General features: G+C 47.6%; 14 protein-coding genes. 5 read left to right on the forward strand and 9 right to left on the reverse strand.

Annotated elements, in window-relative coordinates; translation table 11 throughout:
* Nucleotides 1-507: 507 nt before the first annotated feature.
* From VRK_RS08035 to VRK_RS08055, 5 genes are all read right to left on the reverse strand, one after another.
* Nucleotides 508-798 carry a type II toxin-antitoxin system RelE/ParE family toxin gene (locus tag VRK_RS08035; protein WP_038179721.1) on the reverse strand — a complete coding sequence of 97 codons (291 nt, stop codon included), beginning with the start codon at nucleotides 796-798 and terminating at the stop codon, nucleotides 508-510.
* Entirely contained in the window at nucleotides 795-1,076 is a 282-nt protein-coding gene (locus tag VRK_RS08040; protein WP_038179832.1) for a type II toxin-antitoxin system Phd/YefM family antitoxin, read from the reverse strand. The genes VRK_RS08035 and VRK_RS08040 overlap by 4 nt, the downstream gene beginning before the upstream one ends.
* A gap of 594 nt (nucleotides 1,077-1,670) precedes the next feature.
* Nucleotides 1,671-2,549, reverse strand: coding sequence for a HEPN domain-containing protein (locus tag VRK_RS08045; protein ID WP_059120887.1), 879 nt, complete (start codon nucleotides 2,547-2,549; stop codon nucleotides 1,671-1,673).
* Between the two features lie 130 nt (nucleotides 2,550-2,679).
* Nucleotides 2,680-2,928, reverse strand: coding sequence for a bacteriocin immunity protein (locus VRK_RS08050; RefSeq protein WP_059122709.1), 249 nt, complete (start codon nucleotides 2,926-2,928; stop codon nucleotides 2,680-2,682).
* A 10-nt stretch (nucleotides 2,929-2,938) separates the two neighbouring features.
* A complete protein-coding gene (locus tag VRK_RS08055; RefSeq protein WP_059120888.1) occupies nucleotides 2,939-4,498 on the reverse strand; it encodes an S-type pyocin domain-containing protein in 1,560 nt (519 codons plus the stop codon).
* Between the two features lie 1,002 nt (nucleotides 4,499-5,500).
* Here VRK_RS08055 and VRK_RS08065 point away from each other — a divergent pair.
* The 4 genes from VRK_RS08065 to VRK_RS08080 all read left to right on the forward strand — a co-directional run bounded on the left by VRK_RS08065 (nucleotide 5,501) and on the right by VRK_RS08080 (nucleotide 9,652).
* Nucleotides 5,501-6,151, forward strand: a complete 651-nt coding sequence (locus VRK_RS08065) for a GNAT family N-acetyltransferase (protein WP_059120890.1) — start codon at nucleotides 5,501-5,503, stop codon at nucleotides 6,149-6,151.
* Nucleotides 6,152-6,334: 183 nt separating this feature from the next.
* Nucleotides 6,335-6,865, forward strand: a complete 531-nt coding sequence (locus VRK_RS08070; RefSeq protein ID WP_059120891.1) for a chorismate mutase — start codon at nucleotides 6,335-6,337, stop codon at nucleotides 6,863-6,865.
* Nucleotides 6,866-7,285: 420 nt separating this feature from the next.
* Nucleotides 7,286-8,656 carry an ethanolamine permease gene (gene eat / locus VRK_RS08075; RefSeq protein WP_059120892.1) on the forward strand — a complete coding sequence of 457 codons (1,371 nt, stop codon included), beginning with the start codon at nucleotides 7,286-7,288 and terminating at the stop codon, nucleotides 8,654-8,656.
* A gap of 255 nt (nucleotides 8,657-8,911) precedes the next feature.
* Nucleotides 8,912-9,652 carry an aspartate/glutamate racemase family protein gene (locus tag VRK_RS08080; protein WP_059120893.1) on the forward strand — a complete coding sequence of 247 codons (741 nt, stop codon included), beginning with the start codon at nucleotides 8,912-8,914 and terminating at the stop codon, nucleotides 9,650-9,652.
* Here VRK_RS08080 and malG read toward each other — a convergent pair.
* The 3 genes from malG to malE all read right to left on the reverse strand — a co-directional run bounded on the left by malG (nucleotide 9,614) and on the right by malE (nucleotide 13,387).
* On the reverse strand, nucleotides 9,614-10,504 hold the full coding sequence (gene malG, locus VRK_RS08085; protein WP_059120894.1) for a maltose ABC transporter permease MalG: 891 nt from the start codon (nucleotides 10,502-10,504) through the stop codon (nucleotides 9,614-9,616). The genes VRK_RS08080 and malG overlap by 39 nt on opposite strands.
* 14 nt (nucleotides 10,505-10,518) lie before the next feature.
* Nucleotides 10,519-12,084 (reverse strand): maltose ABC transporter permease MalF, encoded by a 1,566-nt coding sequence (gene malF, locus VRK_RS08090; protein ID WP_059120895.1) that lies wholly within the window; start codon nucleotides 12,082-12,084, stop codon nucleotides 10,519-10,521.
* Between the two features lie 109 nt (nucleotides 12,085-12,193).
* Nucleotides 12,194-13,387: a maltose/maltodextrin ABC transporter substrate-binding protein MalE gene (malE, locus tag VRK_RS08095; protein WP_059120896.1), complete on the reverse strand. Its 1,194-nt coding sequence runs from the start codon at nucleotides 13,385-13,387 to the stop codon at nucleotides 12,194-12,196.
* Nucleotides 13,388-13,808: 421 nt separating this feature from the next.
* Between malE and malK the strand changes: the two genes are divergently transcribed.
* Nucleotides 13,809-14,960 (forward strand): maltose/maltodextrin ABC transporter ATP-binding protein MalK, encoded by a 1,152-nt coding sequence (gene malK, locus VRK_RS08100; protein WP_059120897.1) that lies wholly within the window; start codon nucleotides 13,809-13,811, stop codon nucleotides 14,958-14,960.
* Between the two features lie 125 nt (nucleotides 14,961-15,085).
* Here malK and malQ read toward each other — a convergent pair whose 3' ends face one another.
* Nucleotides 15,086-17,296 (reverse strand): 4-alpha-glucanotransferase, encoded by a 2,211-nt coding sequence (gene malQ / locus VRK_RS08105; RefSeq protein WP_059120898.1) that lies wholly within the window; start codon nucleotides 17,294-17,296, stop codon nucleotides 15,086-15,088.
* Nucleotides 17,297-17,376 lie beyond the last annotated feature (80 nt).

Consider the following 17,376-nt stretch of genomic DNA (forward strand, 5'->3'; position numbering starts at 1 on the left):
ATGATTCACCAACACTGCCGCCATTGAACACCTCTCGAATGAAAGTAACTTGTTCTCATTAAGCATTTAGGCTTACTACATAGAATTGAATATGCTATAGAAAACATCCAGAAAAAATTGACACAAATATGACATTCTTTGATGTAGGTAGGGTTTGCACGAAATTGCAGTGCTCTAACAGTCAGTGAAAGTGATGGTTTGAGATGAAGTTTCATGACTACAGTGATCAGTTTACCTTTAAAAAGGTTTCACCCAATTTAAATCAACCACCAAACAAAGAAAACCATTCAAGGAAGAATGGTTAGGCTTTTCCGGGCAGGACGCCCGTAAAAGCTGGTTCTGGACAACCCGCGACCAAGCCAAACAAAAAAGATCTTCTGGTTACGCTTGCATCTCTGCAAGAGTAACTGGCGCACTGGGCACCGATGCCTCTGAAATTGAGGAAAGCAATTGTGCGTCAAATTAGGGAGCCGGAGGCTACAAATTAAAAATGCCTTAAGTTTAAGTTCAGCATACGTCATCTTTTGTTAATATCTGACGGCAATTTCTCACTGTGAGTATCCGTATTTCAATAGAGCAACTATAAATAATACGGTAGTGACCAAAGATAATTTCTCGATAGTTCGTATTCGGCAGCTCGGGAACAACTCTCCCCATTTCAGGCATAGTTCCTAATAATTCCGTTTTATCAAAAACATCATTAACCCAATTTTCTGCTGCTACAGGATCGTCTAACGAAATAAATTCTGCCGCATCTCCTAATTTCTCAAGGGCGAATGGCGCCCAAACAACATTCATTTTTTAATACGTTCCAGTACATTAGCCCGAGCGTCTTCGTTAGAAATTCCCATACCTGAAGCAAGTTGTGCTTCTGCCGCTCGCATTTCTTCAAGTAATTCTATTTTTTCTTGCATTGCTTCATATTCTTCTACATCCAGAACCACAGCAACCCCCTTGCCCCTTTGAGTAATCACCAACGGACGCCGAGTCTCATTGATTTGTTTGATAAACGAAGCCACACCTGAACGAAATTCAGATAACGGTTTGATGTCTTGGTCAAAGCGAATACGTTTCATTGCAAAAGCCTCTATTTGCACATAATTACGTACAAATAATAGTTCAACCAACCGTAACAAACAAGGTAACAGGGAAGCCAGCTTGAAATGATTAAATTGTGGTTTGGTGTGACCAATAGTAAATCTGTTAGTTTGGTGCGCAATCAGACTCCGCAATTTCATTAGCATCTCCGACTGCGCCCTAGTTCCTTTTGATGGATGCAAAAGGAACCAAAAGCATCTTTTTGAGTTTAACGCACGTAATCAGGGTCGCTTTTATTCGCTCCTGCTCACGAAAAGCTTAAAATTCATCCATGAATTTTACCCTGAGCACATCGATCAGTTGAGCTTCGTTGATTCAATGTTTCACTTTATTCAAATCAACCCCCCAACAAAGAAAACCATTCAAGGATGAATGGTTAGGCTTTTCCGGGCAGGACGCCCGTAAAAGCTGGTTCTGGAAAGCACACGCCCAAGCCAACAAAAAAGATTTTCTGGTTCGTCTTTCATCTTTGAAAGATGAACTGGCGCACAGAACACCGATGCCTCTGAAATCACTGACGCTGATTGTGCGTCACATTCCAATGCCAAAAGCTACGAATCAAACGACAGCCCTCAATCCCCTATTCTCCCCCGACAAACCTGTTCGGTTAATGCCTGCAACCGCTGCACCTCTGCCACCAAATAATTCAACTCTTCTGCGGTGATTTCGTAGTGCGCTGAATAACGCGCATCAATATACGCCCGTTGCAGACGCCGAAAACTACGGCGGTGGAATTTGTTGTCCATCGGAAAAATCTCAGCAAAGGCCGGATCAATCTGTGCACACAGATTACCGAGTTTCTCGATATTGTGAGACTTCGGCAAGTAGTTGGTACAAGTGAGTAATGTACAGGCCAAAAGACGTTCTGTTGCCTGATGAAGATCGAAAGAAGCTTCACTCAAAGTCAGCTCCTTCAAGGAAAAATAAAATTTCTTCAGTGAATGGGAAGCGCTACTGAACCACTGTTCATAATGCTTACGGGCTATCTCTCGCAGCTCTTCCTCAGTCAAATCCCCCGGCATCGCTAACGGTTTCGGCGTCGCGGCAAACAGTTCGATCCCCTCTTCGCGGATATCCTTAAAAAAATAGTGACCTTGTTGCAACCGCTCGTTTACTTCCTTTAAATCGTGGACAATCAAACCCAACGGTGCCGATTTCACTTTGCGATCAATTTGCTCTTCCGCCCGCTGCCAGACTACATAATCCTCCACCAAGGCAGCTTTGTTGACGATCACCAGAATATCGTAATCACTAATATAACCATTGACCGGATCCTTGACCCAACTGCCTTTGGCATGGCTGCCGAACAAAATGATTTTCAGAATGCGAAACTCACTCTTACTACCCTGTTTGCCTTGCAGGTAATCTTCCAGTGTATCGCGCAGAATCGTTGAGATGTCCGCCAGCTCACGCTGTTTATATTCGGGCAGATGATCGAGAGATGTTTTCATAATCGCAGTATTGAGGCTCGTTGTGGATGAATAGCGCTAGCATAAAAGAAGCGGCTGACAAAGAACACCATCACCACTCGTTTTACATTGTTCATTGAGAGAAAATGCGATGGAATTCAAAGGAGTAGCGCTATTTAAAACAGGGCAAGCCCTGCTCCATATACCAACGTTTGATCTCTGCGACAACCGCTTCCGGGGAATCTTCACGATTTTCAGGCGGATAAAATATAAGCCCATTACTTTCAGGATGCTTCACAATCTGTGTAAAATGTTCCACCATCTCGTCTAATTCCTGCTCTGAACCATTCGCGTCGCTAATATTCGTGACCAACTCTAAGAACTCTGACTCTGTATAATCTTCAAGAAGTTTTTTTTGCATATTCATACCATCAATCATAATGAATTCGGTTGTGATTTTTAGGCGTCACAACACGGAGATTATCAATATCATAAACTGCCCCACCATACTGAATCTCTTCAACATGGTGAAGCTGAATCCGCTTAATTTCTCCGTATTGTTCAGAAGGAATAGCAAACGGGGCTGTTCCTTTTTTAATATGAGCTTGATTTGGTCGGCTAAATTTAGACATAAGCGCCTTGTCTTCACTCACTGCCAGCCAGAAAGCTTTCCGAAAAGCATCAAAATTATTAAACTCCAGATCTCTGAGCTTATCTGCAATTTGTGTAGGAATCGGTACTCCTAATCCTTTTCCAGCAGCCGATAACCAGTCTCCTGAAACATTTTCACCATATCCAGTTACAATTCCAGATTTATCTCTCGGACTGTCTTTATACACCACATACAGCGGTGGTAATCCGGTCTCTGCCGGAAAGGTCAGAATATAGTCTTGCAGATCCGCATCAGCAATTGGCGTGATGTAGGTGTCGTCAAATTCTTGGCCTTGCTCCGCTTGCGGATGGATCCAGATATCGAACTTTTCCATCTCCGGGATGGGATTGACAAGGATCGGTTTACCGCCAAAATCACCACTGATCGGCACCCATTCAATGGTGATTTCCGGCTCTAACTCGACGACAAACCGCTCACCAACCTGTTTTACTTCACGCTTAGGAATATTCGTCCCATTGACGTGATAGCCGTAAATCCGACCTTTCGTATTGAATCCTAAGCGAATGTTGGTTTCAACCGTGGTTTTATTGCGCATATCGGCTGCACTGTAGAGCGTGCTGTCCGCTAATTTGTTCGGCACAAATGCAGCCAGAATGCCAGCTCGCCCGATAATTTTCAGCGCCATTCCCGGCAATTCAGCCAATGCTGCACCACCAATACGCGTTAAAAAGGCTTCTCCAGATGCTGCACTTACCCCCTGCCCGACGGCCAGTGTATAAGCCGCATAATCCCCCAGCGAAGAAAGTGGCTCTCTTTGTGTACCGATGTCACACGTACCGCTCGGCACCAGCGCAGATTTGGCGAAACGGGAGGGTTTGACGGGGGGCTTGTTAAATACGTTCTGCCATGCGGATGAAGGCAGTTGAATTTTATCCAGCTCACGTAACTGCTCCTGACGCTGCCTGTTCAATCGCTCTGCTAGAGTGAGTTTCACAGGTTCGCGTTCGACATAAGGCTCAGTATAAACAGAAGCGTTAACGCTGCCGGAATAAGTTGAACCAATGCCATGATTGACCCATTCAACTCTGGCGGTATAAGCCTTGTTAGCCAGCAAGTCGAGATGAGGCTCAATCGCAGGATTCACTCGCCAATATTGATTGCCCCATTCATCCCGATCCCGGATCAGCAACGGAATCGATGGTACATCAGTCAGCAATACCTGATGACCGCTACGCAGCTGTTCAAGAAAATCAGCAAAGCGCATTCCGGCAGGCATGACAGATTTCACATCTGACTCACGTAAGGAGGCAAAATCCCCTTCAACTTGAGCAAATTCATAACGCATCAGATTATAGATTTGAGTGGTTTGATAGTTCATTGACGTTATTGACTGAGCCGTGATTGTTTTTATCGATGGATGCTTATTGATAAAGTTATTTTCATATGAATCAACAATTATACTCAAATGGGTTTATAAAACATGTTTAAATTTGGGGTTTTGATGGGGAGTGGTTATTTTTGGAATGGGGGTAACAGGGAGGCTCGGTTGAGGTGATTAAATTGTATTTTAGTATGTGGAATGGTAATGCTGCGGTTTGGGACGCAATTACGTTTCTCAGTTTCATTAGCATCTCCGAATGCGCCCCAGGTACTTTTTCAAGGCCGAAAAAGTACCCCAAAAGGCCTAGGTTTAAGTTCAGCACGCGTAATCAGGGTCGCTTTTATTCGCTCCTGCTCACGAAAAGCTTAAAATTCATCCGTGAATTTTACCCTGAGAGCATCGATCAAGTTGGCTTTTTAAAAAGATTTCACTCCATTCAAATCAACCACCCACCGAAGAAAACCATTCATGGAAGAATGGTTAGGCTTTTCCGGGCAGGACGCCCGTAAAAGCTGGTTTTGGACAACCCGCGACCAAGCCAAACAAAAAAGATTTTCTGGTTCGTCTTTCATCTCTGAAAGATGAACTGGCGCACTGAGCACCGATGCCTCTGAAATTGGGGAACGCAATTGTGCGTCAAATTTGGGAGCCGGAGGCTAGGAAGATAAAACTTGTGATACAGGTGTTTGGGGGAGAAGTGGTGGCTCTGTGGTTTGGGACGCAATCAGGGACGCTTTATTCACTCCTGCTCCAGAAAAGCAAAAAACATTAACCATGATCTCATCACTGCCGATGATCCTAACTACTATTTAGGTGATACACCTGAAAACATTCGAATCTGCACTATCTCAGGCAGACAGATTAAAAACGAAAAAGTCACAAAAAGTCATGTCTATCATGAAAGAAGCTTACCCATCACTATCAGGTAAAAGTGACTTAGAACTCGGCAGGCAAGTTAACCATTCTGGATTTGAAACAACGACAAAAGCAGGTTAAAAAATGACGCATATTCATTACCGCAAAGCATCTCAGCAGGACTTCGAGACCATTACCGACTTTTTGGCAGCCAATATAGATCTTAGCGTATTTACTTCTGTAAGAGATAAAGATGCTCTCGCCCACCTAGCAACCATTTATATTGCCAATGATTTTAAGAACAGCACTTTTATTGAGATAGCAGAACATGACAAAAAGATATGTGGAATCATACTCGGCTCAACCACGCTCACGAGTGAAAAAGCCGTAGAATTTGACTACGAAGCGGCTGTAAAAAAAGCGAAAGCAGCGTTACAAACAACAGCACCTGGACAACAAGTGCTTAGCGACCTGAAACAACAAAAACTACTCAGTCAAATGGTTGAACATGATTGTGATAGTGAACTATTGTTTTTTTGTGTTGACAAAAAGTACCGCCGTCATCAAATCGGTACAACCTTAATTCGTTCATTTGAAAAGTATCTATCAAACCTGAATGCAAAAGGTTACTCACTGCATACCGATACTAATTGCAGCTACCAGTACTACGAAAATAACGGATACCAGCGGATTGACACCCGTATCAATCGTTTTGATCCACAAGTTGTGCACTACGCCTATATCAAAATGCTGGTTTCAAACCCGCAACTGGATCTTAATAAAAAACACGCATAACTCCGATTCGCTATCTATTTGGGCAAATGGTGCGTCATATTATGATGCCGGCTGGGAAAGTAAAAACGGTGATGCTGCGGCTTAAAACACAACCCCCTTTCTCAACGCCAATCATAAAATCGATTGCGCCAACGACAAATAACTCTATGATAATCAATCTTATTCATAAAATATGAGGTAGTTATGTTTAAAACGATAACCGTACTGGTCGTGGCATTGTTATCATTCAATGTATTCGCAGCCCCGACACCTGCGGAGATTTTTTCAACCATCAACCAGCGACTCAGTTATATGGAAGATGTCGCCTTGTACAAAGCCATCCATAGAAAACCGATTGAAGATATTGAGCGTGAAGTGGTTGTGATTGACAAGGCGAGCCAGTCCGCTGCGCAAAAAGGATTGGATAAACAGAGTGTGGTCGGATTTTTTAAAGCACAGATCTCAGCCGCCAAAGCGATACAGTATCGCTATCGTGCTGATTTATTAAGCCAGCCGACGGCCGCGCAACCCAGAGACTTAAAAACGGTGATTCGCCCTGCGCTGATCAAACTCGGTAACCAAATTAATACCGACATTGCGGCATATCTGCGCGACGGCGGACACTTCACCGCAAGCGACTATGCCACATTTAAAACGACTCTCAATTCAAAATACCTCATTGACGCAGATAAAAAAGCCCTGTTTCAAGCGCTGACTCAGATCCGGCTTCAATAACGATCTTGATGCAGGGCACGCCCGGTGCCCTGCTTAACGATGACCTGATATTCTCAAGTCATGCACCGAAAGAAACGCACAAAAACAGTTCTCCATGCACAATCATTGCGCAAATCACACGGTCTACGCCCTGTCTTCTCACTGATTTTGTGAACCTTTTTCGTCGCAACATCTGCTATCTCTGTTTCAGAATATTGATAGTTTTGCCACATCAAAGCCTCACAAAGCAACCTGTCGCCCTCGTTTGATACAATCAGCCCCCCTCTATACCGATATCACCACAACCGTCTCTTCCCCCACTTGCACGCCACCGAAACCATTCAGGCACACTTTAAGCATTGGACGTCTGTCATATTGTTGAAAACATGGATGTTGGGAAAGGATCTCATCGTCATGGAACGAAATAAATGGAGGGCAATCATGACCGAAAAATTGAAACCAACGCTGGGCACGATTCACCTGTGGGGAATTGCGGTCGGGCTTGTGATCTCCGGGGAATATTTTGGCTGGAGTTATGGCTGGGGCGTAGCCGGAACACTCGGGTTCCTGATTACCACAGCCTTAATTGCTATCATGTATACCTGTTTTATTTTTAGCTTTACGGAACTGACTGCTGCGATTCCACACGCAGGCGGGCCGTTTGCCTACAGTCGGCGTGCTTTCGGTGAAATCGGCGGTTTAATTGCCGGTTATGCGACGTTGATTGAATTTGTTTTCGCGCCACCGGCGATTGCAATGGCCATCGGTGCTTATCTCAATGTTCAGTATCCCGGTTTGGATCCCAAATATGCCGCTGTCGGCGCTTATATTGTCTTCATGGGGCTGAACTGTCTGGGTGTCAAACTTGCCGCGACCTTTGAACTTTGTGTAACCATTTTAGCGGTGATTGAATTGTTGGTGTTTATGGGCGTTGTCGCCCCCGGATTCAGTCTGGCGAACTTCACCGCCAATGGCTGGGCCGGTAGTGATACCTTTGGTGTCCACGCGATCACCGGGGTGTTTGCAGCGATTCCGTTTGCCATCTGGTTCTTTCTCGCCATTGAGGGCGCAGCCATGGCTGCTGAAGAAGCCAAAGATCCGAAACGGACCATTCCTGTCGCCTATATTTCCGGGATTCTGACGCTGGTTGTGTTGGCAATTGGTGTGATGATATTCGCCGGCGGTGCGGGGAACTGGCAGACCCTGTCAGGGATTAATGATCCGCTGCCCCAAGCGATGAAAATGATTGTTGGCGATAACTCCACCTGGCTGCATATGTTGGTCTGGATTGGCCTGTTTGGTCTGATTGCCAGCTTCCACGGCATTATTCTCGGCTATTCACGCCAGTTTTTTGCCCTCGCCCGTGCCGGTTATATGCCCGCAGGTCTGGCAAAGCTCTCGGCATTCAAGACCCCACAACGTGCGATCATCACCGGTGGTGTTATCGGAATTATTGCTATTTTCAGTGACGGGGTCATTAACCTGCAAGGAATGGGTTTGACTGCGGCGATGATCACCATGGCCGTCTTCGGGGCGATTGTGATGTATATCATGAGTATGCTTAGTCTGTTTAAACTGCGCCAGAGTGAACCTCAAATGGTGCGCAGCTACCGGGCGCCGGGGTATCCGGTTGTTCCCGCCATTGCTTTGGTTTTATCGGTAATCTGCCTGATCGCCATGATCTGGTTTAATCTCATCATCGCCCTGTTATTCGCGGCTATGATGTTTGTCGGCTATCTCTATTTTCTGGCCACCAAATCTCAGCGTGCCAAAGCCAGCGAAGCCATGGTATTGAGTTCAGAACAAGTCTGATCCGTCATCCAAACGCGACCTTCCGGCTGAACGATGCAACGTTGATCAGCCGGAAGGCCGTCGCTTAGCTTGATAAATACCTCAGCACCGACTCACGGATTCACATCCCATAAAACCGACAAGCCGATGTTTGAAATTAGATCACGTTTGAAATTAGATTCAGTTGGAAATTGAATTGCGTTTGAAATTGTATACAATCTGCATCATGCTCTGAAAGACCCACCTAGTTCCTGAATTCATGGAGAGAATGAACCAATGCGGATCCTTGTTGTTAACCCGAACACGACAGCCAATATGACTGAAAAAGCATGTCTTGCTGCCCGGCAAGTGGCCTCTGAAGGCACTGAAATTATTGCGGTGACTTCGGCACACGGCCCGGTTTCAATTGAAGGCTATTACGATGAAGCGATGGCTGTGCCCGGTATGCTTCAGGCGATTCAGGCACATCAAGATTTCGATGCCGTTGTGATTGCTTGTTTTGATGATACCGGTCTGGATGCTGCCCGCTGTATCACGGATAAACCGGTGATTGGTATTGGTGAAGCCGCTTACCGGGTGGCCTCGATGCTCGCCAATAAGTTCAGTGTTGTCACCACGCTGTCCCGCTCCGTTCCGGCACTGGAACATAATTTACTGCGTTACGGGATGGAGCGACAGTGCATCCGTGTACGTGCTTCTGACATCCCGGTGCTTGAATTAGAACGGGACGGCTCAGAGGCCGCCCACAAAATAGCTCAGGAAATTGAGCTGGCGATTCGCGACGATCGCGCAGAAGCAATCGTCCTTGGTTGTGCCGGAATGGTCGATCTGGCCGAACAATTATCGGCTCAGTTTTCCATCCCGGTGCTCGACGGAGTCACTTGTGCGGTGTCGCTGTGTGAAAGTCTGGTCAGACTGAACGTTAAAACCACCCGTCAGGGCGGCTACGCACCGCCACCGACTGAGAAAATGACCGCATCAGCCCTTCACGCCACCGGCTGTCAGGCCACCGACTAACCAGCGTTGCGCTAACAAGAACACCAGTGTTATCGGCAGTGCCGATAACACTGCGGCGGCGGCAAAGTCTCCCCACAGGTAGTTCTGCGGATACAGATACTGCTGCATCCCGACCGCAAGGGTGTATTGATTAATATCAGACAGTAGCAGCGATGCGACCGGAACTTCACCAACGGCGGCAATAAACGACAGAATGAACACCACCGCCAGAATCGGCACTGACAGCGGTAACAATACCAGACGGAAGGCCTGCCACGGTGTCGCCCCATCGAGTGCGGCAGCCTCTTCCAGCGAGCCGTCAATGGTTTCAAAATAACCTTTGATGGTCCAGACATGGAGCGCGATACCACCGAGATAAGAGAAAATCAGTCCGCCGTGGGTATTCAACCCCAGAAACGGAATATACTGACCCAACTTATCAAACAGGGCGTAAATCGCCACCAGCGCCAGCACTGCCGGAAACATCTGGAAGATCATCATCGCCTTTAAAATGAGACTCTTGCCACCGAATTTCATCCGGGCAAACGCGTATGCCGACGTGGTAGACAAAGCGACGATCAGTACCGAGGCGATTGTGGCAACCTTGACCGAATTCCACAGCCAGGTCAAAACCGGAAATGGCGGCGGGGGGACACTGCCGTCCGCATGCGTCACCGTAAACCCCAGTGCCAGTTTCCAGTGCTCCCAAGACGGATGTTCCGGAATGATGTTCCCGGTAGCAAAGTTGCCTTCCCGCAATGAAATTGCCACGATCATCAGCATCGGAAAAATAATCAGTGAGAGAAAAAACCATAAACCAATATGGGTTGCCCAAACCCGGTATTTCAAACTTTTCCCTTGAACCATTGCCATAATGCAACGCCTCCTTAATCCTGTCCTGCACGCGTGAAACGAAGATTGATTAATGCCAATGCACCCACCAGTAAGAAAATCAGGGTCGCAATCGCACTGGCCAGACCGAAATCGCGGCCGCCGCTGCCCTCAAAGGCTATCCGGTAGGTGTAGCTGACCAGCAAATCCGTATAGCCGGCAGGCTCAGTTGTGCCAATCATATTCGGCCCGCCGCCGGTCAGCAGATAAATCATCACGAAGTTATTAAAATTGAACGCGAAGCTGGCGATCAACAGCGGTGTTAGCGGTTTAATCATCAATGGCAGGGTAATTTTAGTAAAATTATACAGCGGCCCTGCCCCGTCGATGGCGGATGCTTCATAGAGGTCTTCGGGAATTGCTTTCAGCAATCCCATACATAAAATCATCATGTAAGGAAAACCCAGCCAAGTGTTGACCGCAATAACCATCACCCGCGCCATGATGGGATCGGAAAACCACGCCGGTTTCAGACCGAACAGCGCATTCAACACCATGTTGATTTCACCGAAACTTTGATTGAATAATCCTTTAAAAATCAGGATAGAAATAAAAGCCGGCACCGCATAAGGTAAAATCAGCAACACGCGATAAACCGACCGACCACGTAGTGCTTCCCACTGCACGACACTGGCGAGCACCAAGCCAATGATCAGGGTCAGCCCGACGGTCAGAGCGGAAAAAACCACCGTCCAGATAAAAATACTGATGAAGGGTTCTTTGATGCCGTCATCCTGCCATACCCGTTGAAAATTAGCCGTCCCGATTTTGACGATAAATCCGGGAGAAATCGGATCCCGATAAAACTGACCGTTTTGATCCACCGGCTGATAAAAACCGATTTCCATATTGGGTTTGAGTAATTCACCATTTTGCCGGTTGCGCAGGGTCACGCCATCATCCAGCAATTGATACTTGGGGGTAATGGCTGAAAATCGCCGCAACCCATTCATCCGAATGGTCTGTTCTTGTGGCGTGACTAATTTCAGCTCAGCCAGCGTATCCCGATGTTGAATCACGGTTTTCAGTGATTCTTTTGTCCACCCTTGCGGTGGCTGAATGGGGGCTAATGCCAACTGTTTCGCCACATGACGCCCCAATGAAAATGCCGGTGTCGTCAATAACTGCTCGCCGTCACGCACCACCAGACGGTAGCCATTTTGCTCGCGATAAAGAGTAAAAGGATAGTTCTGGCCGCTTTGGTAGGTTTGATCGAGTAAGACTGATTGTGCCCGTTCCAACGAAAGCTGGTTTTTGGCACTGTAATTGGTGAATGAGAGTCCGATGGTGTACACCAACGGAAACAGAATAAACAGGATCATGCCGGCAACACCGGGATAAATATAGCGATGCGCGTAGGTTTTCCGACTGCCAAAAATGTAGAGTGCCAGCGCCGTCAGCACGATGGTTAACAAAGCAAACGCAATTTCCCCACGCGCATACATCATGATACTGGCATAACCGTTCAGGATGCCTATCGCAAACAGGGTTACCCATTTGATCCACTTGATTTTATGACCGGTACTCAAACTGCCGGGGTCTGCTTTCTGAACGAACTGCATAAAACTTCCTGAAATCTAATCAAGCTAATTCAGGTCAGGCGATACACCACTCAATGACCGACCATCACGGATGAATCATGACGGCTTAGTATCACCTGCCCCGGTTCCATTAATGTGCAATTTGCTTTTGCGCGTCAGCCAATGCCGAGTCAACCGACTGACGTCCGTCAACCACATTGATAATGGCATTTTTCATCGAGCTCCAGAATGCATTCATCTGCGGTATATTTGGCATAATTTCACCATATGTCGCATTGTACATAGTGGCAGCAATACGCGGATCGCTGGAAAGTTTTTGCTGATAAGATTTCAACGCGACGGCGCCCAGTGGTTTATCGGCATTCACCATTGCCAGACCTTCATCGGTCAATAAATAGTGCTCAATAAACTCAACCGCGAGATCTTTATTCGGTGAAGCGGTGCTGATCCCGGCAGAAAGAACGCCGACAAACGGTTTTGAGTTTTGACCATTAAATTTCGGCAACGTGGTGACACCGTAACGAATTCCGGCTTTGTCAATATTGCCCCAACTCCACGGCCCGTTGATGGTCATGGCTGTCTTGCCTTTGGTGAACTCAGACTCAGATACGGAGTAATCCATATCCGGTGAAATGACGTGGCTATCGACCAGCCCTTTCAAAAATGTCATCGCTTTGCGGACACCGGGTTTATTGACTCCGATATCATCGATGTCATAGCCCTTATCACTAAATTTAAACGCATACCCGCCATCGGCCGCCAGCAATGGCCAGGTGAAGTACGGCTCTTTCAGGTTCCACATAATCGCGCTTTTACCCTGTTTGCTCAGCTTGTCATTCAGTTTGGCGATATCCTCCCAGTTTTTGGGCGGTTCAGGTACCAGATCCTTATTATAAATCAGCGACAGTGACTCAACGGCCACCGGATAACCGATGTATTTGCCATGATATTGGACGGCATCCCAAGTGAAATCGAACATGTTGGCTTTGAGTTCCGGGGAAGGATGAATCTCCGCAAGTAAGCCGGCTTCAGCGTATCCGCCAAACCGGTCATGAGCCCAAAAAACGATATCCGGCCCGTCACCGGTGGCGGCGGTCTGCGGGAATTTATCCTGTAACGCATCCGGGTGGAGCACGGTCACCGGAATCCCGGTATCTTGTTCAAATTTTTTGCCAACTTCCGCCAGACCGTTGTAGCCCTTATCTCCATTAATCCATATCGTGAGCTGTCCTTCTGCAATGGCAGCATGTGCGCTTAAACTCAGACTCAACGAGCCCAGAGCTGTATAGGTGCAAATTGCGACAGCGTGTAGGGTCTTTTTCATGCGCTTATCCTTATTGTTCAACTTGTCGTAGGAGGTGATGCTATATGATGAGAAATATTGCTGCATTCATCATCATCCTGAGCCCTACGCCCCTGAGATATAACGGTATTTTCGTGACTCCCATCAACATCTACGCACCCGAATCACTTAAAAATCAGATAAAGTGTGATAGATAGCACTATTCAACCCGGTTTCAGGACCGGTGAAGCCGCACCCGACCTCATCCCTCCACTGATACTAATCCTTCGCTGTCCGCCCTGAGGATTGACAGACAGGAGGATGCACCGCGCCATCCTTTGACGCATACTATTTCCGACTCACCGCGTAAGGTGAAAGAATATCCGATAATAAGGCACAGCCACGGGGTATGGCTGCTCCCTTTCCATGTCACAAATCTATATTTGAGTTAAGGATGATCGAAATGGCAAGTGTCACCCTGAAAAACGTATCGAAGGCTTATGATGATGTCGTGATTTCCAAGAATGTGAATCTGGAGATTAACGACGGTGAGTTTGTCGTTTTCGTCGGCCCGTCAGGATGTGGGAAATCCACCCTGCTACGCTGCATTGCCGGCTTGGAAGATATCACCTCCGGTGATTTATATATTGGTGAACAGCGCGTCAATGATATTGAACCCTCCAAAAGAGGTGTGGGGATGGTTTTTCAGTCCTATGCCCTTTATCCGCATCTGAATTTGTATGACAACATGTCGTTTGGTCTTAAACTCGCTAAAGCCGATAAAAAAGCCATCCATACACGCGTTGTTGAGGCAGCGGAAATCCTCCAGCTCGGCCACTTACTGGACCGTCAGCCCAAAGCATTATCCGGCGGCCAGCGTCAGCGGGTTGCCATTGGCCGAACTTTGGTCTCAAGACCGAATGTGTTTCTCCTTGATGAACCGCTCTCAAATCTCGATGCGTCTCTACGGGTCAACATGCGCAGCGAAATTACCAAATTACAGCGCCAGCTCGGTTGCACCATGATTTATGTGACGCACGATCAGGTTGAAGCCATGACCATGGCGGATAAGATCGTGGTTCTTCAATTAGGTTCCGTCGCACAGGTCGGCCAACCGCTGGCACTTTATCATTATCCGAAAAATCGCTTTGTGGCAGGCTTTATCGGCTCACCGAAAATGAATTTTATGACTGTCAATGTCGAAGCCGCGGAACCGGAGCGGGTGATGGTGCAATTACCCAATGGTGAGACCTTCTGGATTCCGGTTCAAGGCGATCAGGTTCGTCCGGGCGAACGGATGTCTTTAGGGATTCGTCCGGAACATTTAATCAGTGCCGAATCCGCGACATTCAAGGTGTCAGGCAAAGTACAAATCGTCGAAAAACTCGGCTACGAAACGCAGATCTATCTACATTTGAAAGGCGCGGATGCCAATGTGATTTATCGGGCGATGGATACCCTTGATGTGGCGGTCGGTGATTCGTATACCATCGGTATTGAACCCAATCGTTGTCATCTGTTCCACAGTGATGGCCGGGCTTGTCCGAGACTCTATCGTGAAAAAGGGGTGGATTTCGATACGATTTATGATGATGCAGATGACGCATCCGTTTGATAGAAATGAACTTCATCGGGATGAATTCGTCACCATTTAGAGATTCATCACTCCCAATCTAAAAAAACCGGTTCTCGTTTGAGAACCGGTTTTTTAATATTTCAAGCTTTTCAGATGATATCGTATCAGGCAGCCCGCATCTGAGTCAGCTTAACCAGCATGTTGCGAATTGCCGGCAACGAGAAAATCGTGGTGAGATCGGTTGACAGTTTTCTCCGCCAGTTCGGATATTGATCCACCGTTCCCGGCACATTAACCGGTTCATCCATCGCCAGTAAATCTTCCAGCTGAATACTGACCAGCGCTGAACGACCGGAAGCGACGTGAAGCTGAATTAACTCCCCCAGTAATGGATCCATCACCCGGTGCGCCTCTGCTGAGTCGGTTGGCGAAGCACCGGCACACACTGCCTCTTGTGCGTTTAACATTCCCAGCGCCTGCAACACACCATGACGCATTTGAGCGCGATCCTGATGCAGTTGTTCCAGTTGTGTCTCATCGGGATAGAGCCCCAGTTGTTGCCCTAATGACAGGTCAGAACCATGCCAGAACCCTCTCAGGGTCGGCATATCATGTGTACACAAAGCCGTCATCGACTGATAAGGATAGTCTGACGGCGGTGTATATACCCCTTGCTGAGATTTTTCGAAGAAAAAGACTTTATATGAGTGAATCCCCGCGCTTGCCAGAATCTCAGCCATCTGCGCCGGAACGGTGCCTAAGTCTTCACCAATCACCGCGCATTGATGCCGGTGTGATTCCAATGCCAGAATCGCGAGCAGATGTTCAACCGGATAGTAAACATAAGCCCCCTCTTTGGCGGTTTTCCCTTCCGGAATCCACCACAGTCTCAATAACCCCAGCACATGGTCAATCCGCAGCGCACCACAATGCTTCATATTTGCTCGCAGCAGATCAATAAAAGGACGATACGCCTGTTCCCGGAGCGTGACCGGATGAAATGGCGGTAGCCCCCAGTCTTGTCCGAGCGGGCCTAAAATATCCGGTGGTGCACCGACACTCACCGTTTGAACCAGCGTCTGGTGGTGGCTATCAACCCAGGTATCACAACCGTGCTTGCTGACACCGACCGCCAAGTCCCGATATAAGCCAATCGTCATCCCTCGTTCTTTCGCCATCAGCTGAGTTTCTTTCAGCTGGCTGTCAGCAATCCACTGCAAGTACATATGGAAATGAATGGCTTCCTGATGCGTCTCAATAAAGGTTTGTACCGTCTCACTCTGATAATCTTGATACTCAGGCGGAAACTGTGCCCATCCCCGGGGTTGGGTCGTATCCTGCATCTTTGCCCCGGTCTGACAGAATGTCTCGGATAACACATGAAATACCGCCAGTGCCGTTAAGCTCTCGCCCCCCTGTTCCACAAACTGTATAAAAGCCTGAGCCCGTTCAGAGTGATGTGCCAGATGGCGGTGACGGAATTCCTGATATAACAATGGCAACACTGTCATTTTCAGGGCATTCACTTCAGTGTAATCAACCCATGCCTTCGCCCTTGTCTGCTCAAGCCGGTGCTGAAAATCGGCACTCCCGACCAGCGACTGAGCAGCGTGGCTGAGGACAAATTCAGGAACTGAGCTGACATCAATATAAAGCGTATTTAGCCAAAAACGCGAAGACGGACTATAAGGACTGGCAAATTCAGGACAGTCAGGGAAAAGCGTATGCAAGGGGTTTAAACCGATAAACTGGGCACCTTTATCTGCAACTTCGGTGACCAGTTGTTTCAAGTCACCGAAATCACCAATTCCCCAGTTGGCTTTACTACGCAGTGTATAGAGTTGAATGCTCAGTCCCCACATTTTCTGACCCGAGAGTAGCGCGGGCTGTTTATAGCAAGCTGCCGGCGCGATGATCAGCAAACTCTCTTCAAGATGACCCGTCCGATTATCCTTCACCCACAATTGATGATAGCCCAGCGTTAATCCCGTGATACGCAGGGTCACTGTGCCGTCATGGTCTCGCCGATCTGCAAGAAGATGTGTTGCCACCTTGCCCTCAAAATGCTGATGGTCTTCGGTGCGGATTTGCCACGAGAAATGTTCATAGGATACATCACGGCCGATTCTGAGGGGAATATCGACCGGTTGCTCGCCTCCGCGGACAACCACAACCGGCTGTGACAAGTGGGATTGATGTTTGCTGACAGCCGATGCCATCAGTCGGGCATCCTCAGACGTATCATAGCCCATAATCGTAAGAATCTGACGCAACGTCTGCTCGGGGACTTCTGCTTCATCGCCCCATGCATCCGTGTAGCACTTGGCGATTCCGGCAAGATCAGCCACATGCTCCAATGTTGGTTTTGTTATCATGTTTCACTCCAATGACATTGCATTGATAAGAATTCATAAGATGAAATGAGCCGAGGCACCATGCCCGGCTCCGATACACC

The organism is Vibrio sp. MEBiC08052, from assembly GCF_001506075.1.
In the GTDB taxonomy this organism is placed as follows: domain Bacteria; phylum Pseudomonadota; class Gammaproteobacteria; order Enterobacterales; family Vibrionaceae; genus Vibrio.

Excerpts from the sequence above, each read along its gene's own strand:
- VRK_RS08035 (WP_038179721.1), bottom strand. The coding sequence starts at position 798 with ATGAATGTTGTTTGGGCGCCATTCGCCCTTGAGAAATTAGGAGATGCG.
- VRK_RS08040 (WP_038179832.1), bottom strand. The coding sequence starts at position 1,076 with ATGAAACGTATTCGCTTTGACCAAGACATCAAACCGTTATCTGAATTT.
- VRK_RS08045 (WP_059120887.1), bottom strand. The coding sequence starts at position 2,549 with ATGAAAACATCTCTCGATCATCTGCCCGAATATAAACAGCGTGAGCTG.
- VRK_RS08050 (WP_059122709.1), bottom strand. The coding sequence starts at position 2,928 with ATGCAAAAAAAACTTCTTGAAGATTATACAGAGTCAGAGTTCTTAGAG.
- VRK_RS08055 (WP_059120888.1), bottom strand. The coding sequence starts at position 4,498 with ATGAACTATCAAACCACTCAAATCTATAATCTGATGCGTTATGAATTT.
- VRK_RS08065 (WP_059120890.1), top strand. The coding sequence starts at position 5,501 with ATGACGCATATTCATTACCGCAAAGCATCTCAGCAGGACTTCGAGACC.
- VRK_RS08070 (WP_059120891.1), top strand. The coding sequence starts at position 6,335 with ATGTTTAAAACGATAACCGTACTGGTCGTGGCATTGTTATCATTCAAT.
- eat (WP_059120892.1), top strand. The coding sequence starts at position 7,286 with ATGACCGAAAAATTGAAACCAACGCTGGGCACGATTCACCTGTGGGGA.
- VRK_RS08080 (WP_059120893.1), top strand. The coding sequence starts at position 8,912 with ATGCGGATCCTTGTTGTTAACCCGAACACGACAGCCAATATGACTGAA.
- malG (WP_059120894.1), bottom strand. The coding sequence starts at position 10,504 with ATGGCAATGGTTCAAGGGAAAAGTTTGAAATACCGGGTTTGGGCAACC.
- malF (WP_059120895.1), bottom strand. The coding sequence starts at position 12,084 with ATGCAGTTCGTTCAGAAAGCAGACCCCGGCAGTTTGAGTACCGGTCAT.
- malE (WP_059120896.1), bottom strand. The coding sequence starts at position 13,387 with ATGAAAAAGACCCTACACGCTGTCGCAATTTGCACCTATACAGCTCTG.
- malK (WP_059120897.1), top strand. The coding sequence starts at position 13,809 with ATGGCAAGTGTCACCCTGAAAAACGTATCGAAGGCTTATGATGATGTC.
- malQ (WP_059120898.1), bottom strand. The coding sequence starts at position 17,296 with ATGATAACAAAACCAACATTGGAGCATGTGGCTGATCTTGCCGGAATC.